Genomic DNA, 21,602 nt, shown 5'->3' on the forward strand with positions numbered 1-21,602 from the left:
GACTTTTGCAGTGGGGTTCATGACGATTTCGATGCGATCCTTGACCGGCAGACGGCCGTTCCTGACGGCGGCGCTGGCGATCGTGGCGCTGGCCGGGCTGGTGGCGGGCGCAATCACGGCCGAGCCACGGGCAAAAGACCTGTTCGGCGCCAAGAAGCTGCCGGCGGTGGCTGCGGCGCAATCCTTCGGCTTCTATTCAAAGGGCTGCTTCACCGGCGGCGTCGCCATTCCGATGGACGGCCAGAACTGGGAGGTGATGCGTCCCTCGCGCAACCGGCGCTGGGGTCATCCAACGATGATTGCGCTGATCGAGAAACTGTCGCGCGATGCCGCCGCCGACGGCTGGCCGGGGCTTCTGATCGGCGACATTTCGCAGCCGCGCGGCGGGCCGATGCTGACCGGGCACGCCTCGCACCAGATCGGCCTCGACGCCGACATCTGGCTGACGCCAATGCCCGACCGCAAGCTTACGACCCAGGAGCGCGAAAACATCAGCGCCACGCTGATGGTCGACGACAAGACGCATCTGGTGAAGGACAGGCTGTGGAAGCCGATACATACCAAGCTGTTGAAGCGCGCCGCGAGCTATCCGGAAGTCGAGCGCATCCTGGTCAATCCAGGCATCAAGAAGAAGCTGTGCGACACCGTCACCGGCGACCGTACCTGGCTGAGAAAAATCCGGCCGTTCTGGGGCCATGACTATCATTTCCACATCCGCATCGGCTGCCAGCCGGGTTCGCCCAACTGCAAGGGACAGGAAGCGACGCCCGACGATGACGGCTGCGGCAAGCCGCTGGCCTGGTGGTTTACCGAGGAGCCGTGGCGCCCCAACAAGAACCCGGATGCGCCCAAGGCGCGCGACCTGATGACGATGGCGAACCTGCCGAAACAATGCCAGTTCGTGCTCGACCAGCCCGACGCGGACTCGGCCGAAGCCGTCACCTATCGCGGCGGCGGCGTGCCGATCGCCGCCAGGGCGCCGGAACCCGACGCGCCTCCGCCTATTGCGGGCAATGCGGGCGGCTTGCCAAACGCAGCCAACGCCTTCACCGCCACGCCGGAGATCGGCATTCCCCTGCCAAGGCGACGGCCGCCGGCAAACGTCGGACAGTGATGGCGAACTGACGCTTTCCCTTTCCGGGGCCATGCGCTAGTCAATCGATTGAACACCGGGCGATTGAACACCGGGCGATTGAACACCGGGCGATTGAAAAACCGGGCGATTGAAACGGTCGCAACGGCGCCGCAAAGGGGACGAGCAAGAGCATGTCAGGCGACGACGACACCGCGTTGCGGTTTCCAGTGCTGATCGGCGACATCGGCGGCACCAATGCGCGCTTTTCGATCGTGCTCGACGCAAATTCGGAAGCCGGTGAGCCGCATATCGTGCAAACCGCCAATTTCGCCACCATAGACGAGGCGATCCAGGCGGCGGTGCTCGACCGGTCGTCCATCCGGCCGAATTCGGCAGTGCTGGCGATCGCCGGACCAGTCGATGGCGACGAGATCCCGCTTACCAACTGTCCCTGGGTGGTGAAGCCGAAGCAGATGTTTGCCAATCTGGGCCTGGGCGACATCGTCGTGCTCAACGATTTCGAGGCGCAGGCGCTGGCCGTCGTGGCGCTCGGCGAAGAGCACATGGAAAAGATCGGCGGCGGCACGCCGGAGGAGAATGCCGGGCGTGTCGTGCTCGGTCCCGGCACCGGCCTCGGCGTCGCCGGGTTGGTTCATGCCCTCCACCACTGGATACCGGTGCCTGGCGAAGGCGGCCACATGGATATCGGTCCGCGGACGCCGCGCGATTTCGAGGTGTTCCCGCATATCGAAAAGCTGGACGGCCGCATTTCGGGCGAGCAGATCCTGTGCGGGCGCGGTCTGGTCAATGTCTACCGGGCGGTCGCCAAGGCCGACGGCAAGCCGGCGCCGTTCACCACGCCGGCCGAAATCACCGGGGCGGCGCTGGCCAAGACCGACCCGGTTGCCGAGGAAGCGCTGGCGCTGTTCGTCACCTGCCTCGGCCGCACCGCCGGCGACCTCGCGCTGGTGTTCATGAGCCGCGGCGGCGTGTTCTTGACCGGCGGCATCGCGCAAAAGATCGTTCCGGCACTGAAGGAAGGCAATTTCCGTGCCGCCTTCGAGGACAAAGCGCCGCACAGCGCGCTGATGGCCTCAATGCCGGTCTATGTCATCACCCACCCGCTGGCAGCACTTCTGGGCCTTGCCGCCTATGCCCGCAACCCTTCGCTGTTCGGCGTCCAGACCGCGGGGCGGCGCTGGCGGGCATGATCCATTTCGTCCCGAAAACGGGTATTTTCCTGGAAATGGCTGCCGCTTTCGTGACCCCAACCTCGGGCCGCGACGAAGTTTCGCCATAGGCAAGCCGTAGCCGGGGCGCTAAGAGGGGGCCGAATTCCAGCCTGGCATCCCTAGGGCCGGATGATTTCAGATCGAATCGACCTGAAATCTGAATCCGGCTCTAATCAAAGAGATAGAGCATGATGTCGTCCGAAAACCGCTTCACACTTTTCGGCATCATGCTCTAGCAAACCACGAAGCGCCCGCGATTTGACCGCTCAAAGTCCACTCAAACTGAAAGTCCAGCCAGCTGAGGTCACTGCGGTGCTGCGCCGCATCCTGGCCGAAAACGGCAGTGAATATCGCTGGACCTATGTCGTTGCCGTCGGCTGCCTGCTGATTGTTTCCGCCACCACCGCCTTCACGGCGTGGATCATGGCCCCGATGATCAACGAGATCTTCTACGAACGACGCGGCGACATGATCGTCTGGATCTGCGCCGGGTTCATGGCCGCCTCCGTGCTGCGCGGCTTCGCCGGTTACGGCCAGGCGGTCGCGTTGGCCAAGATCGGCAACAATCTGGTCGCCCGCTACCAGAAGCGCAGCTTCGACCATCTGATGAAGCTCGGCGTCGACTTCTTCAACGATACGCGTTCCGGTCGGCTGGCGGCACAGGTCAACGAGAATGTCGGCGGCGTTCGCGATCTGCTGTCGCTGACGCTGACCTCCATCAGCCGCGACGCGGTCTCGCTGATCGCCCTCGTCGGCGTCATGATCTACCAGGATCCGGTGTTGTCGCTCAGCTCGCTGCTGATCGGGCCGCCGCTGATCTGGGCCGTCGTCTACATCACCCGCCGATTGCGGCGCATCAACCGGGAATCGGTGCTGATCAACTCGCGGCTGAACGGGTCCGTACAGGAGGCCACGCAAGGCATCGCCATCGTCAAGGCCTTCACCCTGGAAGCCGAGCTGGCGCGCCGGATCGGCATCATGGCCGATACGGCCGAGCAGCGTAACAACAAGATCGCCCGGGTCGCGGAGCGGCTGTCGCCGATTTCCGAGATTTTGGGCGGTCTCGCCATTACCTCCGTCCTTGCCTATTCCGGCTACCGGGCGCTGGTGCTCGGACAACCACCAGGCGCGGTGTTTTCCTTCATCACCGCGCTGATCATGGCCTACGATCCGGCACGGCGCCTGGCTCGTACGCAGGTCGGTATGGAACGTGCCCTGGTCAACGCCCGGATGATTTACGAGCTGCTCGACCTGGAGCCTAAACAGGGCGATGCGCCCGACGCGGTCGAAGCCAGGATCACCACCGGCGAGGTTCGCTTCGACAATGTGACGTTCGGCTACAGCGCCGACATGCCGGTGATCAGGAACCTGAGTTTCACCGCCGCGGCCGGCAAGGTTACGGCGGTGGTCGGGGCCTCGGGTGCCGGCAAGACGACGCTCGTGGCGCTGCTGCAGCGCTTCTACGATGTCGACAAGGGTTCGATCGAGATCGATGGCCAGGACATTTCCAAAGTCACCAAGCACTCGCTGCGCGGCTCGATCGCCTATGTCTCGCAGGCGCCCTATCTGTTCGAAGGCAGCATACGCGACAACATCCGTTTTGGCCGACTTTCGGCGACCGACGCCGAGATCGAGCGGGCGGCGGTGCTGGCGGCGGCCGACGAGTTCATCCGTCAGCAGCCGCAGGGCTACGACACGCCCGTCGGCGAGGGCGGCTCGACACTTTCCGGCGGCCAGCGCCAGCGCGTCTCGATTGCGCGGGCGATCGTGCGCAACGCGCCGATCCTTTTGCTCGACGAGGCGACCTCGGCGCTCGACAACGAGGCCGAGGCGCGCGTCCAGGAGGCGCTGACCCATGTGATGGAAGGGCGCACCACCATCGTGATAGCGCATCGCCTGTCGACGGTCGTCAACGCCGACCACATTATCGTGCTTGAAGAGGGGCGCCTGGTCGAGGAAGGCACCCATGCCGCACTGATGGCCGATCCAAACAGTGCCTACGCCCGCTTCCACCGCATTCAAGGCAAGAACGGACTGGGGCTTGTCGACGACTCGAAGCCCGTCCAAACTCCGGTCCGGCGCAGCCGCGCCAAGAAGGCGGTGGGGAGAACAGCATGAGCGAATCCAGCGAAATGGGCCTGGTGGTGGTGGGGGCGGCCGGCCGCATGGGCCAGACGCTGATCCGCGCCATCCATTCGATCCCCGGCGCCCGCGTCGTCGGCGCGGTCGAACGAACCGGATCGCCCTATCTCGGCAGGGATGCGGGCGAGCTTGCCGGCATCGGCATCATCAATGTGACGATCGGCGACGATCCGCTGCCGGTGTTCGCCAAGGCCGACGGCGTGCTCGATTTCACCATGCCGGCAGCCACCGTCGAATTCGCAGGCTATGCCGCGCAGGCACGCATTGCCCATGTCATCGGCACCACCGGCTGCTCGGCGGAAGACGACGCCAGGATCGAGGCCGCGGCGCGCCACGCGACGATCGTCAAATCCGGCAATATGAGCCTCGGCGTCAATCTTCTGGCGGTGCTGGTCGAGCAGGCCGCGCGCGCGCTCGGTCCAGAGGATTTCGACATCGAGATCCTCGAAATGCATCACAAGCACAAGGTCGACGCGCCCTCGGGCACCGCCTTGCTGCTCGGCGAAGCGGCGGCGGCGGGACGCGGCATTTCCCTTGCCGGCAACGATGTGCGGTCACGCGACGGCCATACCGGCGTGCGCAAGCCAGGAACGATCGGCTTTGCCAGCTTGCGCGGTGGCTCGGTGGTCGGCGACCACAGCGTCATCCTGGCCGGGACCGGCGAGCGCATCACGCTGTCGCACCATGCCGAGGACCGCGCCATCTTTGCCCGCGGCGCGGTCAAGGCCGCGCTCTGGGCGCGCGGTAAAAAGCCCGGACTTTATTCCATGCGGGACGTGCTCGGCTTGAGCTAAACTATCCATAATTTTGAAGGAGCAAACATGTCGGGAACTCTCGTGCTCGTGCGCCACGGCCAGAGCGAATGGAACCTGAAGAACCTGTTCACCGGCTGGCGCGATGTCGACCTTACCGAGCAGGGCCACAAGGAGGCCAAGGAAGCCGGCCAGAAGCTCAAGGCACGCGGCTTGAAATTCGACATTGCCTTCACCTCGGCGCTGATCCGGGCGCAGAAGACCTGCCAGCACATTCTCGACGCGGTCGGCCAGAGCGATTTGAAGACGATCCGCGACCAGGCGCTGAACGAGCGCGACTACGGCGACCTCTCCGGTCTCAACAAGGACGACGCGCGTCAGAAGTGGGGCGAAGAGCAGGTGCACATCTGGCGCCGCTCCTACGACGTGCCGCCGCCCGGCGGCGAAAGCCTGAAGGACACCGGCGCCCGCGTCTGGCCCTATTATCTTCACGACATGCAGTCGCATGTGCTGAAGGGTGGCACCGTGCTGGTCGCCGCGCATGGCAATTCGCTGCGCGCACTGATCATGGCGCTGGACGGCAAGAGCGGCGAGGAGATCGTCAAGCTCGAGCTCGGCACCGGCGTGCCGGTGATCTACAAGCTCAACGCCGATTCCACTGTGGCGTCGAAGGACGTGCTGGAGGGGTGAGGTTTTCGGCCAACTCATTCGCCGAGTCGGCGCTGCCCCTCATTGCCGGGCAGTTCTCCCGGTATAGTGACGGGGAGAAAGGGCTGGCCGCAGCCTCGGCGCTCTTCTTGTGACGCAGGTGACCGGCGAAAATCATCGATGAGAGCGCCCCTCTCCCCGTCACTGTACGGGGAGAGGATGCCGGCAGGCAGGTGAGGGGCGGCGCTGACCCCCGGGAAACTAAGCCGGCAGGCAGCGGCCCTCGAAAAAGCGCGTTGACACATATCGTTTGCCCGCTTACATGAGCCCGCACCAGCCCAGATGGCGGAATTGGTAGACGCGCACGGTTCAGGTCCGTGTTCCGCAAGGAGTGGAGGTTCGAGTCCTCTTCTGGGCACCAAATTCCCGTTTCGGATAAGTCCGAAATGATTTAGACGCGAAGCAAAAAAGCCCGGTTCCCGGGCTTTTTTGCTGATGGATGACAGATAGTCCAGCGGAGGGTCAATGCGGCGGGCGAACCGCTTTCATTGCTTCTTCTTCGAGTGTCTGGAGCTTCTCCCGAATCTCCTCCGGCTCGGCATGCTCCAAGCCGACGACATCGTTTCTGGTCTCATTCAGCGAAACGATAATCTCATCAAGCTTGGCGTGAATGGCGGCCGTGTCGCGGTAACCCTGGATCAGCACAACGCCGGTGATCACGATGGCCGCTACCGACAATGCGTAGGTGACCACATTCGTCAGGCCGAATGGCACCAACGCAGTACAGAGCAGCATGGCTACAAGAAGGACATAGAAGCCCGGTGGCCGGGATAGAAAGTCGCCCATCACAAAGAGGAAGCGGTTCATATCCAGGCCGCGGTCAAAAATGCCACGAGTGCGGTGACGGCTACGCAAATTGGAATTGCCGCGAGTAAGGCAGCTTCCAGGACCCAAGTTTCCTTGTCGCTAAACATCAGACATCCTCCCGTTGAGAAAAGGCTGCCCGTAGACTTTCACAGGGCAGCCACAGCCCGCCGCTCCAGACCGGAGCGGCGGGCTCGCGCGTTATTCGATGATCTGCACGACCTTGCGCGTGTCGGGATCGACGAGAACCGCATGATCTCCGACAACCGTATACTTGTAGCGGACATCCGGAACGTCGATTGCGTGGAGCTCGACAGTGTCTGGAAGTGCCGTGCCGACATTGAGTTCGACGCCGAGCAAACTGACTGAGGCCAGCTTCTGCTTATGGATATATTCGCGAACGACCGTCTGTTGTTCGGGCTTGAGAACAATAACGTCCTCGGCAAACGAGGTGCCGATGCCCGCCATAAGGAGGAGGGCGCCGGTGGCGCTGACGAAATATCTGGTCATGGGAATTTCCTTTTCATAGGTCAGTTCGGAAGCGTGGATACGAGCAGATCAGCCGCCACTCGCAGGGGCTGGGGCAGGTGCCGCAGGCTTTGCGGGTACAGCCGGAGCTTCCACCTTTGGCGCTTCAACCTTGACGTTGATATCCTTGCCGCCGTCGCCGCGGATATTGATGACGCCGGTAAAAATAAGCAATACTACGACTGCAATAAGTGCAAGAACAACGGCAATCGCAGTGCCGCCACCACCACCAGAATTAACAACAGTTGGGCCGTCGGCCATGTGTTCCTCTCCTGTTTTATTTAGTTGCATTTGGGAAACGCCTGCCCCACTTGAACGTTCCGCCTCGGGACTTGGGTCTTAGCTGATATCCGACTTTGGTCTGGTTCGCCGCAGACTGAAGTCACAGGAACAATCTGGCTGATCTCAAGTTCGGTCCCTCGGCGAACAGGCGTGGTGCCGTCGCCGGATTACGCGAGGAGAAAACCATGAAAATCCACTTTGCAAGTGCCGCTGCAGGCTTGTTGCTTTTGGCTGGCGTCGGCAGCGCCGCAGCTCAGGATGTCGTCATCACACCGGAGCAGGATACGGTCGTCCGCGAATACGTAAAAAAGCAGCCGCTGGCTTCGGTGAAGATCCCGGGCGTGGAGCTGAACGTCGGCAGTGCCTTGCCTGATACGGTCGAGTTGCACGAAGTTCCCAACGTCAAATACCGCTACGTCGTGGTCGACAACCGCACCGTCCTGGTCGATCCCAGCACCCGGAAAATTGTGAAGGTCTACGACTGATCGAATAGCTGCCGCCCGCCGCCGGCCATGGCGGCGGGCAGCGGATTTCACATTGCGCTCCAGGATGATCGAAGATGATCGATGACGTCGAGACATCGCCAGCCCTTGATACCCGCCTGGGTTCTCTCAGGGCGAGAATGCGCGATGCGCGCATAACAGAGGCCGACATGAAGACCTTTCAGAAAGTCGCATCCATCATGGTTGGCGGCAGTGGCCGCATCAGCGGCGATGACCTGATTGCAGCGTCGTTCGTCCTCGAGGACCAGCCGGAAGGCTTGTGAGGCGGAGTACTCACGTGTGCAGGCTCCCGCAACGCTGATCCCAAGTGTTCTGGTGCTGAACACATTCCTGCTACGGGCCGGCGTCGAAGGCGTGCCCGCTGGCGAGGTCGCGTCGCGCTCAAGCATCGTCCAGAACACCATGTCGCCGCATGTGACGATACCCGGCCATGCTAGCCGATGCGGGCGCCATAGAAAATCACCGCGGCCGGCAGAACCGGGCAGGCCGGTCCAGAGCGTCGCCACGCCTATGGTCAGAAATGTCACCGAGGCCAGTTTGGTGCAGATCGGATGATGGTAGCGAGCGATCGCCATATCGACCGTACGGGCGCCGGCCTGGGAAGGACCCACCAGCGCGCCAAGGCCGACCGCCGCGCCCAGCGTGGTCGGCGCGCTATTTGCCCTGCAACGCGGGGCTATGCGGCGTGCTCGCACAAGTTAGCTCCAACTTGAGGCACGGCGTGAAGTCTCGGTGCTTGCCCCCACGATGGCGAGGTACGAAGTCAAAAGCGGTCAATGTGCTTAGCGATCTACAGTCGACTTCAGCCGCCGTTTCGAATGATGGCGCCCCGCAATCACGAGATTTGTCGATAATAATCGATATTAGGCTGTATTCGCGACTATCCCCCATAGTGGGCGATTAGATAAAATTGATATGATATCCCAGATCGGAGGAGATCGATCCATTCGGGCCGGCATCAGCATGATTGAACCGCAGCTACCGCAAGTTGACAGCGATCATCGGGCGGATCTGGTTTGGTACGAAGTCTTAATACGTCTCACCTAAGGTCCAACTTTGACTTCGGGAGCGCGACGTTCGACAGACATATCTCCGCAGGTTACATTCGCCAGTCAGACAGCGCTCCGCACTCGAATGGATGTCTCTGAATGCCGGGCCTCACGCCTTCACGACCGCACCCGAGAACCTTGGGATGGATGGGCACGACAGCGCTCGCCATGGGTGGCAGCAATCAAAGCCTGTTTCTGATTGCCGCCCTTTTTGTCGGCCAGGGGAATATTCCCGGTCAAGGAAGCGCTGCGGTTCCTTTGCTCGTTGTTGGTCTGCTTCTAAGCTGGGCCGCCGCGCCTGCGTGGACCGAATTGGTTCTCATGTGGCCAAACCGCGTCGGCGGTATCTCTGCAGCGTGCGCCGAAGCCTTCCGACCTTACAGTCCCGTTCTCTCGGCTCTGACGGGCACCTGCTATTGGTGGGGTTGGGTGCCGACCTGCGGACTGACAGCGGTTCTTTCAGCGTCTGCAATACAGCAATGGTACCTGCCGGGCCTCCCCGTGGAGGCGGTCGCCTGCGGGCTCATCGCATTCTTTACGGCGGTCAACCTGTGTGGAATCAAGTGGGTGGTCCAACTGGCGATCCCGATCGCCACTGCCTCCGCGACGCTTGCGTTTCTCTCATCCCTCGTCCCGGTCATCAGTGGCTCGGTCGACTGGCGGCAGGCGACGGATTTTGCCCTGACCAGCCCGTTTACCGGCCTGTTCGGCGATATCACGTCGGTGATGGCGGGACTGTACCTGATCGGGTTTGCCGCACCGGCATTTGAGGCTGCAGCCTGCCATGTTGGCGAAACCATCGATCCCAACCGCAACATTCCTCTGGCGATGTGGGCCAGCGCCGCAATGGCCGGCGTCTATTTCCTGGTCCTGCCGGTTGTCTGGCTGGGTGTGCTCGGGCCGGAGCCGCTCGGCACCGACCTCGCCATAGCTCTCGGGCCCACCTTTGCGCCCTTGTTGGGGAGTTTCGGCAAGGCGGCCGCCATCTGGCTCATCATGCTGAACATGTTCCATGGAACGTTGCAGCCATTGGCAGGCGCCGCGCGGACCCTTGCGCAGCTGAGCGAAGACGGCCTGCTGCCGAGCTTCCTGGCCAGGCGCACCTCAACAGATTGTCCCTGGGCGGCAACGCTGCTCACAGCTGCCGCGGCAATCGGCTTCATGCTGTGCGGGTATCCGCTCTGGATGATCGCCGCGGCCAATTTTACGTACCTGATCAGCATCTGCATGCCAAACATCGCAGTCTGGCTCTTGCGCCGTGACAGTCCCGAAGCCGAGCGACCCTTCCGGGCTCCCAGGGGAACGATCATCCTTGGCGTAGGCGCGGCTGCAATATGGCTGTTGACCGCCATACTGGGATTTCAGCAATTTGGCCTTCCTACCGTCCTGTTCGGTCTGGCTTTGGCATATTCGGGTGCTGCGCTCTACGCCTGGCGCACGATGGAGGATCGATACGCACTCGGTCTACCCTTGCTGCCACATACGCTTCACCTGAAGCTTACCGGAGCCATGCTTTTTGTGCTCGTGCTTGACGGTGCCGGCTATTTCCTGGCGATCGGCAGCGTTCCCCAAGGCGACACTTCATTGGTCGCCGCGCTGGAGGACATTTTTGTTGTTGTCGCGCTGCTGACCATCAGCGTTGGCCTGATTTTGCCGGGAATGATCACCCATTCGGCGACCGAGGTGAGCAACGCGGCAAAGCGTCTGACATCCGGAACGCTGAAGGACTTCTCTCTCGCCATGGTCGCCCTGGGGCGGGGAGACCTCGCGGCGGCGCACGCCTCCGTGAACATCATGCCGGTTACCGTAAACTCTCGTGACGAACTTGGAGAGATGGCCGAAAGCTTCAACCTGCTCCAGGACAAGGTGAGGGAAGCCGCCCACGGCCTGGACGACGCGCGCGAGAACATGAACGTAGCGCGCACCGAATTGATGGCACGGCACGAGGAAATCGCGCATCTCGCGCACCACGATCCGCTTACCGGCCTGGCGAACCGAGCCGCGCTTGCAGCACACCTGGCCACGACGCTCGAGCGTGCAAAAGCAACGCACGCCAGCTTTGCCGTCTTCAGCATCGACCTTGACCATTTTAAAGAGGCGAACGACGTTTTCGGGCACGCCGCCGGCGACGATCTGCTTTGCACCATCTCCCGGCGTCTCCAAACTGCGGCGCCTGAGGCCTTTATCGCGCGCATGGGCGGCGACGAATTCACGGTTGTCCTGGCCATGGATGACCGGTCCGCGAGTGCCAAGGACGTTGCGGACCGTCTGTTCGAATCGGCGGCAGGCAAATTCGAGATCCGGGGCCAGCACATTTCGATCGGGGTGAGCATCGGGGCGGCGATCTATCCGAAAGACGGAGAGAATGCAGCGGCGCTGATGGCAAATGCCGACGCAGCGCTCTACCGGGCCAAGGCGGACGGCCGTCGAATGGTGCAATTCTTCGACCCTGAGATGGATAAGCGACTAAGAGAGCGCTACGCCTTGCAGCGAGATTTGCGCTCTGCGGTCGGCCATGGCGAACTTGTGCTTCATTACCAGCCGCAAGCCAGGATAGACGGCGAAATCTTCGGTTTCGAGGCACTCGCCCGATGGCACCATCCAAAGCATGGGCTCATCTCCCCAAACGCGTTTGTCTCGCTTGCCGAACAGGATGGCACGATCGTTGAGATAGGTGAATGGACGCTCAGGCAGGCGTGCAGAGACGCGGCCTCCTGGCCCTCACCGCTGCAGATCGCCGTCAACCTCTCTCCCGTGCAATTCCGTTTCGGGGACCTGGTAGGCCTCGTTCATTCTATCCTCTACGAGACCGGCCTTGCTCCGGGGCGGCTGGAACTGGAAATCACGGAAGGGGTTCTCATCCGCGACCGGGCAACTGCCTTGTCGGTTTTGCGGAGGTTGAAGGCGTTGGGCGTCAGGGTCTCGATGGATGATTTTGGCACGGGGTATGCCTCACTGTCCTCGTTGCAGGCGTTTCCATTCGACAAGATCAAGATCGATCGCAGTTTTGTTTCGGGTGTCGGCTCGAATGTCCAATCGGCGGCCATCGTGCGCACGATACTCAGCCTGGGGAATGCGCTGGCCTTGCCTGTCATCGCGGAGGGTGTCGAAACAGAGGACGAGCGTGCCTTCCTGATGAAGGAAGGATGCCCCGAAATCCAAGGATATCTGGTAGGGCGCCCGCATCCGATAGCGCTCTACAAAGATGTGACGAATGGGATTTCGCCAGGATCTGCCTTCGCGGAGCCCGAGGATACCACCGCACCCCAGGCGCTTGGCGTAACGCGATAGCCCGGCGCCGACCGTCGGCGCGCTGCTCTTGCAACACACCGGTGAGCGAGGACTGCTGGCGGTACTGCTCGGGCTCGCCCTTATAAAGGTCGCACTGGTCGGCGCGCTGTTTGCCTTGCAGCGCGGGACCATGCGAAGCATCCGAACCAGCTGGCGCGGGAGCCACCTCCCCTTCCGGCCAGTCCCCCAACAAACCACTTCAAACCCGGCGGCCGTGGCGCTACGCTCGCACCTATGGCCCCACCCACCCAGCCGATCACCGTCACCCGCCGCGACCAGATGTTTCCCATCCTGGGCGACGCCGATATCGAGCGCATGCGCCGGTTCGGCGAGGCGAGTTCCTATGCCGCCGGCGAGCATATCGTCACCGCCGGCACCGTAGCGCCGGGGCTGATCGTCATCCTGTCGGGCACGGTCGATATCACCCAGGATGTCAGGCCTGGCCGGCGCGAGACCATCGTCACTCATGGTCCCGGCAATTTCATCGGCGAGCTGGCGCAGCTTTCCAGCCGGCCGTCGCTGGTCAATGCGGAGGCGGCCGAGCCGGTCGAGGCCTTCGTCATCCCCTCGCAGCGGCTGCGCGACCTGATGGTGCAGGAGGCAAGCCTTGGCGAGCGGATCATGCGGGCGCTGATCCTGCGCCGCGTCGGGCTTCTGGAAAGCGGCTCGAGCGGGCCGGTCGTCATCGGCCCGGCCGGCAATGGCGACACGCTGCGGCTGCAGGGATTTCTGCGCCGCAGCGGCCAGCCGCACCGCGCGCTCGATTCCGACAGCGACCCGTGCGCCAAGACGCTGATTGAGCATTTTCATGTTGACCCGCACCATCTGCCGATCGTGCTCTGCCCCAACGGCAAGCTGATGCACAATCCCGGCGAAACCGAACTTGCCCGCTGCATCGGCCTGCTGCGGCCGATCGATCCCGACATGGTCTATGACGTCGCCATTGTCGGCGCCGGACCGGCGGGGCTGGCGGCCGCGGTCTATGCGGCATCCGAAGGGCTGTCGACCATCGTGCTCGATTGCCGCGCCTTCGGCGGCCAGGCCGGCGCCTCCGCGCGCATAGAGAACTATCTGGGTTTCCCCACCGGCATTTCCGGCATGGCGCTGATGGCGCGCGCCTACAACCAGGCGCAGAAATTCGGCGTCGAAATAGTCATCCCCGACGAGGCCAAGCTGCTCGGTGCAGCAGGCGAGGGCTACACGCTTACCGTCGGCGACGGTGAAAGCCTGCGCGCACGCACGGTGGTGATCGCCAGCGGCGCGCGCTACCGCCGCCTCGACATCGCCAAGCTGGCCGAGTTCGAGGGCACGTCGGTGCATTACTGGGCCTCGCCGATCGAGGCGCGGCTATGCACAGGGCAAGAAGTGGCGCTGGTCGGCGCCGGCAATTCGGCGGGGCAGGCGGCGGTCTATCTCGCCAGCCAGGTCCGCAAGGTGACGATGCTGGCGCGCCGCGGCGGCCTCAGGGAAACCATGTCGCGCTATCTGGTCGAGCGTATCGAGGCGCAACCCAACATCGAGGTGCTTGGCGAGACCGAGATCGAGGCGCTGGAAGGCGAAGGCGGCAATCTCACCCAGTTGCGCTGGCGCAACCCCGGCGGCGTCGAGACGCGGCCGATCCAGCATCTCTTCCTGTTCATCGGCGCCGACCCCAACACCGATTGGCTGGCTGGGTGCGATATCGCGCTCGACGCCAGGGGTTTCGTGCGCACCGGCGCCGACATAGGGGCGGGCCAGATGGAGACCAGCCGCAGCGGCGTGTTCGCCATCGGCGACGTGCGCGCAGGCTCGGTCAAGCGGGTCGCCGCCGCCGTCGGCGAAGGCGCCCAGGTGGTGGCTGCCTTGCACGCCTATCTCGCGCGACCCAACGCAGCAGCGCCCGAACTGGACAGGAGAGCATAATGGATGAATGCAAACACACGCGCGACATTAAGACGGTGACGCCGAGCGCGCTCGGTTGCGAGGAGTGCCTGAAGAGCGGCTCCATGTGGGTGCATCTCAGGCTGTGCCGCACCTGCGGCCATGTCGGCTGCTGCGACGACTCGCCCAACCGCCACGCCACCAAGCATTTCCACGCCACAAAGCACCCGATCATCGAAGGCTACGACCCGCCGGAAGGCTGGGCATGGTGCTTTGTCGACGAGGCGTTCATCGACCTGGAAGGCGACGTGACGCCTCAGAACGGCCCGATCCCGAAGTTTTTCTGAGGCGGCCGACTGTCGGCCGACCGCTGCGCCTACTTCACCGAGCCAGTAACCGTGCGGTCTATGGCATTGGGATTGTGGTCGTTGCCGGCAAGTGCGGCAATGATCAGAAGACTGGCGACGACCGGGACGAACAGGATGGCCACGCGGGCCTGCACATAAAAAATGGCGCGCCATTCGCTGCGCTTTTCCGGGTTGTTGTCCATCATACTCACTCTCGCCATGCCTCCCCAGGCGGGACATAGCGGCGAAGGGTTAAGCAAAGGCTGCTGAATGTGTTAACGCGCGGCGGATTGGGATTTAATCTCGACGGTCAGCGCCGCCCCTCATTGTCATCGGTACGCATCTGGTACGCCTACCCCCGCAGCGCCTGGTCCAGGTCGGCGATCAGATCATCGCCATCCTCTATCCCCGACGACAACCGCACCAGCGAATCCGAAATGCCGATTTCCGCGCGCTTTTCCGCCGGGATCGAGCCGTGCGTCATCAGCGCCGGGTGTTCGATCAGGCTTTCGACGCCGCCGAGGCTTTCAGCCAGCGTGAACAATTGCGTCCGTTCGAGGAAGCGTTTGGTGCCGGCGAGGTCGCGGTCGAGGTCGACCGAGATCATGCCGCCGAAGGCATGCATCTGTTGGACGGCGATGGCGTGCTGCGGATGGCTGGCCAGGCCGGGATAGACGACGCGGCGCACATCTTTTCGCGCCTCCAGCCACTGCGCAATCTTCAGGCCGTTCGTGGAATGCCGCTCCATCCTGAGCGCCAGTGTCTTGATGCCGCGCAGCGCGAGAAAACTGTCGAAGGGACCGGAGATGGCGCCGATGGCGTTCTGCAGGAATTTCAGCTGGGCGGCGAGATCCTTGTTGTCGCCGACGATGGCGACGCCGCCGACCATGTCGGAATGGCCGTTGAGATATTTTGTCGTCGAATGGACGACGATGTCGATGCCGAGTTCAAGCGGCCGCTGGATGTAGGGGCTGCAGAACGTGTTGTCGGCGACCGTCAAAACCCCTTTGCGCCTGGCGAGTGCCGCAACGCCTTCGAGGTCGACGATGCGCAGCAGCGGATTGGTGGGCGTTTCGACCCAGAGCAGTTTCGTCTCCGGACGGATAGCGGCTTCGACAGCGGCGAGGTCGGTAAAATCGACGAAGGAGACCTGCAGATTGGCCGAGCGCTTGCGCACCCGCTCCATCAGCCGGAACGAGCCGCCATAGATGTCGTCGGTTGCAACGATATGGGCGCCGCTGTCGAGCAGCTCGAGCACGGTCGAGATCGCCGCCAGGCCGGACGCGAATGCAAAGGCGGCCGAGCCGCTTTCGAGATCGGCCACCGCGCGCTCGAAGGCGAAGCGGGTCGGGTTCTGGCTGCGGGCGTACTCAAACCCCTTGTGCACGCCGGGCGACTGCTGGCCATAGGTCGAGGTCGCGTAGATCGGCACCATCACCGCGCCGGTCAGCGGGTCATGGCTCTGGCCGCCATGGATGGTGCGCGTGGAAAAAGCCAGGCGGTTCTTGCCCGATGGGGGTGTTTCAGCAGTCATCGTGCGCGCCTTAAATGGTTGATCAGGTCGATACGGGTTATCAGGCCGACGAACTCGTCGCCATCGAAGATGATGGCGACCTCGTTGCGGTCGAACACCGGCAGCAGCGCATCCAGCGTCTGGCTGGCCTGCAGCGTGTGCAGATTGGAGGTCATGGCGGTGCACACCGGAGCGTTGAAGCGGTCCCAGCGGCCGTCATAGGGGCCGTCGACCTTGGCCAATATATCGCCCTCATCGATAATGCCGACCAGCTTGCCGTTGTCCAGCACCGGCAGCTGCGAGACATCGGAGCGGCGCATGCGGCCATAGGCGTTGAGCAGGCTTTCGTCGGGGCCGACATAGACGGTGTCGCCGGTGCGGTGCGAGCGCACGACAAGGTCGCGCAGATCGCCATGCTGTTCCTGTTCGGCCAGCCCCTGCTCGGCCAGCCAGAAATCGTCGAACACCTTGGACAGGTATTTGTTGCCGCTGTCGCAGACGAAGGTGACGACGCGTTTTGCTGTCGTCTGCTCGCGGCAATAGCGAAGCGCGGCCGACAGCAGCGTGCCGGAAGACGAGCCGGCGAGAATGCCTTCCTTCGAAAGCAGGTCCCGCACGGCCAGCATGCTCTGCTTGTCTGGGATGGAATAGGCTTTCCTGACCAGCGACAGATCGGCATTGGGCGGCACAAAATCCTCGCCGATGCCTTCGACGGTCCAGCTGCCGGCCTCTTCCATCTTGCCGGTCTTGATCAGCGGCGCCAGCACCGATCCGACGGGATCGGCCAGCACCATTTCGGTCTTCGGCGATGTTCTGGCGAAGTAGCGGCCAAGCCCGGTCAGCGTACCGCCGGAGCCGACGCCGACGACCACGGCGTCGAGGTCGCCATCGAGCTGGGCAAGGATTTCCGGTCCGGTGGTGGTCTCATGCGCCTCGGGGTTGGCCGGGTTGGCGAACTGGTTGGCGTAGAAGGCGCCGGGCGTTTCCGATGCGATCTTCTCGGCCATGTCCTGGTAATATTCGGCATGGCCCTTGCCGACATCGGAGCGCGTCATGCGCACTTCGGCGCCGAGCGCGCGCAGATGCTGGATCTTTTCGCGCGACATCTTGTCGGGCACGACGAGGATGATGCGGTAGCCCTTGGGGATGCCGACCTGGGCGAGGCCGAGGCCGGTATTCCCGGCGGTCGCCTCGACGATGGTGCCGCCGCGCTTGAGCTTGCCTTCCTTCTCGGCCGCGGAAATCATAGACAGCGCAATGCGGTCCTTGATCGAGCCGCCTGGATTCTGGCTTTCGAGCTTGATGAACAGCCGGCACTTGCCGGTGTCGAATTTGGTCAGTTCGACCACCGGCGTCTGGCCGATGAGGTCGAGCACCGAGGCGTAGGGCGGACGCAGGCGGGATAACGCGCCGTCCGAACTGCCTGGCGCAGCTTTTCCGTGCTCGCTCATATCGATGTGCTCCCTTGAACAAGCGACCGCCTCGGGGGCAGAGCGGCAGCGTAGCTTCTTTTCCGGCCGTTTGCAGTCGGAAAGAAGGTAGATCGTGCCAATCAACCGGCGAGAGGGGGAATGGAATTCCAGTTTTAGGCCGGCTTTGGACTCAAGCCCAACACCCTCCGTAGCGATCCTTCCCACCCCCCTCTGAGGGGCGTGCTATCCCACCGACGTCAACAGCTTTACCCCAGCAGCTGCTTGCTCAGCCGCGCACACTGGACTCGGATATCGGGGATGGCGTCGATCTCGAAGAAGGTGCCGCGGGTCAGCGGCCCGACGGCGAGGATCTTGGCCGATGCGGTGCCGTCGCCGGCGATGATTTCGCATTTGGCTGTGACATCGAGACCAAGCCGCAGCGGGTCGGGCCGCGCCAGGCCGCGGTCGACCAGCGAGCGCACGACGCTGTTCGACGTCGTCGAGATATCGCGGGCGATGCCGGTGCAATCATAGATGCGGGCGACCTGCAGCGTTTCCAGCGCCTTTGTGTGGCGGGACTGGATGCCGACGGTGAATCCATCGCCGGCCTCGATGCCGACGACACGGCCGGCGACCGGGCGGATGCGGCCGGTGCGCACCGCCTCGGTGACGCGGGCATGCACCTCGGGCGCCAGCCGATGGCGATGGATGTCCCACCAGGCCTTGGTGTGCTCGACGAAGCGGCGCTTGGCCGAGGACGGCCAGTTCTGCCAGATCTTCTGGTTGAAGGGTCGCAGCCCATCGACGACGTCGCGCCAGTCGATGCCGGCCTTCTGGTTTTCTCGGATCAGGTCGCGGAACCAGCCGACGAAATAGGAGAGCTGCGTGCCGAGCGGAATGTCGGCGACGTCGAGCTTGATCGGGTTGCCCTTGCGGTGCGGCGACGGCAGCAGGCCGCGCCGCGACACGGCGACGATCTCGCCGCGATGGCCGCGCTGCTCGAGCGACAGGAAGGCATCGACCATGCTGAGCCCGGTGCCCAGCACCAGCACGCGGGCTTCAGGATCGAGCGCTGTGTCGGCCTCGGTGCCCATGCGGATGGCATGACCTTGGCCGGCGCCGGGCTGCTCGTCGTGGCCGGTGGCAAGCACCGCCAGATGCGCGACGACGCTGGTGCCGTTGGCCAGCACCACTTCGACACCGGACGATGTCGGCGAGATCGACAGGCTTTCCTCGCGAATCAGCCTGAGACGGCCGGTTTCCTTTTCGCGCGCTTCGAGTTCGTCGAGCACTTCCTTGAGGTAGCGGGCATAGACGCTGCGCGGTGCATAGAAGGGTGTCTGCGGCGTCTGTTCCTGGCTTATCAGGCCGCGCCCCTGCAACCAGCGCCAGAAATTCAGGGGATCGTCGGCATAGGCGCTCATCCCCGCGGCGCTGACATTCAGCACGTGCGCCGATAAGAGCGTCGAATAGGCGATGCCCTGGCCGAAATGCGGACGCTTTTCGATCAGCGTGACGCGAAGGTCCGGGTTGGGCGACTTCAGCAGATGCGCGGCAAGCACGACGCCGCTGGCGCCGCCGCCGACGATGATGATCGAGCTGCGGATGATCGAATTGGCGCGCGCGACGCTCATGCGAGCACGCTCAGGATCAGGCGGGGACCTTTTGCGCCGGCGCAAGCTCGTCGATGTCCCTCGCGACCGGAAGGTCGTCGAGGACGATGTCGCGCATCTCGGCCAGCGTGCGCTGGTCGAGCACCTCGGCGATCGCCTGCCGGACCTCGAGCATCAGATGTCGGACTTGGCATGTCGCCTCATTGCAGTCTTCACAGCGCTGATACTGGGTGCGGCTGGCGCAGGGGATGGGCGCCAGCGGTCCGTCGAGGACGCGCACGACATGGCCGACCTTGATCTCGTCGGCCGGGCGCGCCAGGCGATAGCCGCCATCCTTGCCCTTGCGGCTCTGGACGAAACCGGCATTGCGCAATTCGCCCAGAATGGCGTCGAGGAATTTCTTCGGGATGTTGTTGCCGCTGGCGATGTCGCCGACGAAGGCGAGCTGTCCCACCGGCAGATGCGCCAGATGGACCAGCGCCTTGAGGCCGTACTTGCCTTTTTTGGTGAGCATAGACCGAATGTTTCTCTGTCAGGCGATGGCCCAAACCATCGGTTGCGAAACGCCTGACGTGCCTCCCCGCCGCGTGCAAGCTGCTTCGACACATAAATTCTACTGACATGATATACAAGCCGAGAAACCTTGATTTTGCTTCGTTTTCACGCCGCAGGGGCCACTTTAGCAAGGCTTTGTGCCGTTACGGTCACAGCCAGCCGCGAGCGATTGCGGCGATGAACGGCGGCTCCTGCTCCCAATGTCGATAAGATTACTATACTTACCCTCGAACACGCGGAACGTGTTTTCAAATCAACCGTCTTTTACAGCATGGATTTGCGCCATTTGGGGCTTTGCCGGGAATTTTGGGTCGCAGCCCGCGGATCGGCGAACATGACTCCCGACAACTCGGGCGCCGCCCTGCGCCCGATATCAGGACGCCGCCTTGCCGCTCTGAGACCGGGCGGCCTTGGCGGCCACCGGCACGCCGCTTGACCGCAGCATCCAGCGGTGGCCGTCGCTGCGGAAGTCGGTGAGGCTCAACGGCTCGACATCGATCCTGCGGCAGGCCGCAAGCGGCGCGCCGAGCACCAAATCAGGCCTCTTCCGTAGCGAGGGTTGGCAGGACCACCAACTCTTCAGCACCTTTGGGGCGCCGTTTGCGTTTGTGCACGGTCCGACACGGGCCGGTCACCGCGCCCGCATCAGCCGTTGGTTTTTTCTAACAAGTGCTTTTTCCTTGGAACGATTTAACTCTACAAGAATGATAGAATTAGCTGACTATGAACAGGCATCCGGTTTTTCTCATTTTTCATGGAGCCTTTCATGTCCAGCATTTCGCGACGCATTGTCCTCCTGTCGTCGGCAGCTTTGGCGGGTGCGGCCTTCCTCGGCCCGGCCCAGGCGCAGGACCTCAACATCACCATTGGCTACCAAACGGTGGTCGAACCTTCGAAAGTAGCACAGGCCGACGGCGCCTATGAAAAGGCGACCAAGGCAACGATCGACTGGCGTAAGTTCGATTCCGGTGCCGATGTCATCGCCGCCGTCGCATCCGGTTCGGTCGATATCGGCTATGTCGGCTCGAGTCCGCTGGCCGCGGCCGCCAGCCGCGAACTGCCGATCCAGACCATCTTTGTCGTCGGCCTGATCGGCCAGTCCGAGGCGCTGGTCGCCCGCAATGGATCCGGCATCGAGAAGATCGCCGACCTCGCCGGCAAGAAGGTGGCGGTGCCGTTCGTGTCGACCACGCATTACAGCCTGCTTGCCGCGCTGAAGCACGAAAACGTCGACCCGAAGTCGGTCGAAATCCTTAATCTCAGGCCACCGGAAATAGCCGCCGCCTTCGCCCGCGGCGACATAGACGCGGCCTATGTCTGGGATCCGGCGCTCGGCCAGATCAAGACGACAGGCAAGGTGGTGCTGGATTCCTCGCAGGTTGCCGCCTGGGGCGCGCCGACCTTCGACGCCTGGATCGTGCGCACCGACTTCGCCGAAAAGAACCCGGACGCCGTGCGCGATTTCGTCAAGGTGACCGGCGAATCCTATGCCCAGTTCCTGGCCAAGCCCGAGGCATGGTCGGTTTCGTCGCCGGAAGCGGCCAAGATCGCCAAGATCACCGGCGCCAAACTGGAAGAGGTGCCGCAGCTCCTCAAGGGTTACGTCTTCCCGACATTGGAGGAGCAGGCTTCCGACAAATTCCTCGGCGGCGGCACGGTCAAGGCGATGGAGGCAGCTTCGGCCTTCCTCAAGGAGCAGGGCAAGATCGACGCCGTGCTGCCCGACTATTCGAAATACGTGTCGTCGAAATACGTGACCGAGGCTCTGGCCTCGAACTGATCTTCAGTTTTACGCAATTCCGGACGGAAAACCGCTTCACACTTTTCCTGGAATTGCTCTGAACACGCGCGGTTTCCTCTTCCCTGACGCCGCGTGCTGCCTGTCCCGGATCCGCTTAACGAGGGCCGGGGCAGGCTGATTTTCTTCCGGAGCCCC

At 63.0% G+C, this 21,602-nt stretch carries 20 protein-coding genes and 1 tRNA gene; 12 read left to right on the forward strand and 9 right to left on the reverse strand.

Going from position 1 to position 21,602, the window contains the following annotated elements; translation table 11 throughout:
• Nucleotides 1-31: 31 nt before the first annotated feature.
• The 6 genes from mepA to NKK50_RS19140 all read left to right on the forward strand — a co-directional run bounded on the left by mepA (nt 32) and on the right by NKK50_RS19140 (nt 6,270).
• Nucleotides 32-1,114, forward strand: a complete 1,083-nt coding sequence (mepA, locus tag NKK50_RS19115; protein ID WP_373420153.1) for a penicillin-insensitive murein endopeptidase — start codon at nt 32-34, stop codon at nt 1,112-1,114.
• A 152-nt stretch (nt 1,115-1,266) separates the two neighbouring features.
• A complete protein-coding gene (locus tag NKK50_RS19120) occupies nt 1,267-2,286 on the forward strand; it encodes a glucokinase (protein WP_023752811.1) in 1,020 nt (339 codons plus the stop codon).
• A gap of 279 nt (nt 2,287-2,565) precedes the next feature.
• Nucleotides 2,566-4,425 (forward strand): ABC transporter ATP-binding protein, encoded by a 1,860-nt coding sequence (locus NKK50_RS19125; protein ID WP_352543762.1) that lies wholly within the window; start codon nt 2,566-2,568, stop codon nt 4,423-4,425.
• Nucleotides 4,422-5,243 carry a 4-hydroxy-tetrahydrodipicolinate reductase gene (dapB, locus tag NKK50_RS19130; RefSeq protein ID WP_023726737.1) on the forward strand — a complete coding sequence of 274 codons (822 nt, stop codon included), beginning with the start codon at nt 4,422-4,424 and terminating at the stop codon, nt 5,241-5,243. The genes NKK50_RS19125 and dapB overlap by 4 nt, the downstream gene beginning before the upstream one ends.
• 27 nt (nt 5,244-5,270) lie before the next feature.
• The gene (locus tag NKK50_RS19135; RefSeq protein ID WP_023672068.1) at nt 5,271-5,891 is read left to right on the forward strand and encodes a 2,3-bisphosphoglycerate-dependent phosphoglycerate mutase; all 621 of its coding nucleotides are present in this window, start codon (nt 5,271-5,273) and stop codon (nt 5,889-5,891) included.
• A 294-nt stretch (nt 5,892-6,185) separates the two neighbouring features.
• Nucleotides 6,186-6,270: transfer RNA gene (locus NKK50_RS19140), tRNA-Leu, on the forward strand.
• 101 nt (nt 6,271-6,371) lie between these two features.
• On the opposite strand, the gene NKK50_RS19145 is transcribed toward NKK50_RS19140, so the two are convergent.
• The 3 genes from NKK50_RS19145 to NKK50_RS19155 form a co-directional block, all read right to left on the reverse strand.
• Nucleotides 6,372-6,716, reverse strand: coding sequence for a low affinity iron permease family protein (locus NKK50_RS19145; RefSeq protein WP_023672069.1), 345 nt, complete (start codon nt 6,714-6,716; stop codon nt 6,372-6,374).
• Nucleotides 6,717-6,914: 198 nt separating this feature from the next.
• Nucleotides 6,915-7,223: a DUF1236 domain-containing protein gene (locus tag NKK50_RS19150; RefSeq protein ID WP_352543763.1), complete on the reverse strand. Its 309-nt coding sequence runs from the start codon at nt 7,221-7,223 to the stop codon at nt 6,915-6,917.
• A gap of 48 nt (nt 7,224-7,271) precedes the next feature.
• A complete protein-coding gene (locus NKK50_RS19155) occupies nt 7,272-7,502 on the reverse strand; it encodes a hypothetical protein (RefSeq protein ID WP_032903368.1) in 231 nt (76 codons plus the stop codon).
• 206 nt (nt 7,503-7,708) lie between these two features.
• Here NKK50_RS19155 and NKK50_RS19160 point away from each other — a divergent pair, with 206 nt between their 5' ends.
• The 5 genes from NKK50_RS19160 (at nt 7,709) to NKK50_RS19180 (ending at nt 14,573) form a co-directional block, all read left to right on the forward strand.
• Nucleotides 7,709-8,008 (forward strand): DUF1236 domain-containing protein, encoded by a 300-nt coding sequence (locus NKK50_RS19160; protein WP_023740232.1) that lies wholly within the window; start codon nt 7,709-7,711, stop codon nt 8,006-8,008.
• Nucleotides 8,009-8,082: 74 nt separating this feature from the next.
• The gene (locus NKK50_RS19165) at nt 8,083-8,289 is read left to right on the forward strand and encodes a hypothetical protein (protein ID WP_023681214.1); all 207 of its coding nucleotides are present in this window, start codon (nt 8,083-8,085) and stop codon (nt 8,287-8,289) included.
• A gap of 933 nt (nt 8,290-9,222) precedes the next feature.
• Nucleotides 9,223-12,366, forward strand: coding sequence for an amino acid permease (locus tag NKK50_RS19170; RefSeq protein ID WP_352543764.1), 3,144 nt, complete (start codon nt 9,223-9,225; stop codon nt 12,364-12,366).
• A gap of 234 nt (nt 12,367-12,600) precedes the next feature.
• Nucleotides 12,601-14,268 (forward strand): FAD-dependent oxidoreductase, encoded by a 1,668-nt coding sequence (locus NKK50_RS19175; protein WP_352543765.1) that lies wholly within the window; start codon nt 12,601-12,603, stop codon nt 14,266-14,268.
• Nucleotides 14,268-14,573: a UBP-type zinc finger domain-containing protein gene (locus tag NKK50_RS19180; RefSeq protein WP_023672079.1), complete on the forward strand. Its 306-nt coding sequence runs from the start codon at nt 14,268-14,270 to the stop codon at nt 14,571-14,573. Before NKK50_RS19175 ends, NKK50_RS19180 begins: the two co-directional genes overlap by 1 nt.
• A 29-nt stretch (nt 14,574-14,602) precedes the next feature.
• Here the strand turns inward: NKK50_RS19180 and NKK50_RS19185 are convergent, their stop codons facing one another.
• The 6 genes from NKK50_RS19185 to NKK50_RS19210 all read right to left on the reverse strand — a co-directional run bounded on the left by NKK50_RS19185 (nt 14,603) and on the right by NKK50_RS19210 (nt 20,201).
• The gene (locus NKK50_RS19185; RefSeq protein ID WP_081725472.1) at nt 14,603-14,779 is read right to left on the reverse strand and encodes a hypothetical protein; all 177 of its coding nucleotides are present in this window, start codon (nt 14,777-14,779) and stop codon (nt 14,603-14,605) included.
• 146 nt (nt 14,780-14,925) lie between these two features.
• Nucleotides 14,926-16,107: a trans-sulfuration enzyme family protein gene (locus tag NKK50_RS19190; protein WP_023702430.1), complete on the reverse strand. Its 1,182-nt coding sequence runs from the start codon at nt 16,105-16,107 to the stop codon at nt 14,926-14,928.
• On the reverse strand, nt 16,104-17,537 hold the full coding sequence (locus NKK50_RS19195; protein WP_023672082.1) for a pyridoxal-phosphate dependent enzyme: 1,434 nt from the start codon (nt 17,535-17,537) through the stop codon (nt 16,104-16,106). Before NKK50_RS19195 ends, NKK50_RS19190 begins: the two co-directional genes overlap by 4 nt.
• A gap of 227 nt (nt 17,538-17,764) precedes the next feature.
• Nucleotides 17,765-19,132 (reverse strand): FAD/NAD(P)-binding protein, encoded by a 1,368-nt coding sequence (locus NKK50_RS19200; RefSeq protein WP_023672083.1) that lies wholly within the window; start codon nt 19,130-19,132, stop codon nt 17,765-17,767.
• A gap of 16 nt (nt 19,133-19,148) precedes the next feature.
• Entirely contained in the window at nt 19,149-19,625 is a 477-nt protein-coding gene (locus NKK50_RS19205) for an RrF2 family transcriptional regulator (RefSeq protein ID WP_023672084.1), read from the reverse strand.
• Between the two features lie 414 nt (nt 19,626-20,039).
• Nucleotides 20,040-20,201, reverse strand: a complete 162-nt coding sequence (locus NKK50_RS19210; RefSeq protein ID WP_023706948.1) for a hypothetical protein — start codon at nt 20,199-20,201, stop codon at nt 20,040-20,042.
• A gap of 231 nt (nt 20,202-20,432) precedes the next feature.
• Here NKK50_RS19210 and tauA point away from each other — a divergent pair, with 231 nt between their 5' ends.
• Entirely contained in the window at nt 20,433-21,446 is a 1,014-nt protein-coding gene (gene tauA / locus NKK50_RS19215; protein ID WP_023672086.1) for a taurine ABC transporter substrate-binding protein, read from the forward strand.
• Nucleotides 21,447-21,602: the final 156 nt, after the last annotated feature.

Origin of the sequence: Mesorhizobium sp. M0001, from assembly GCF_040324255.1 — a bacterium.
Taxonomy (GTDB): domain Bacteria; phylum Pseudomonadota; class Alphaproteobacteria; order Rhizobiales; family Rhizobiaceae; genus Mesorhizobium.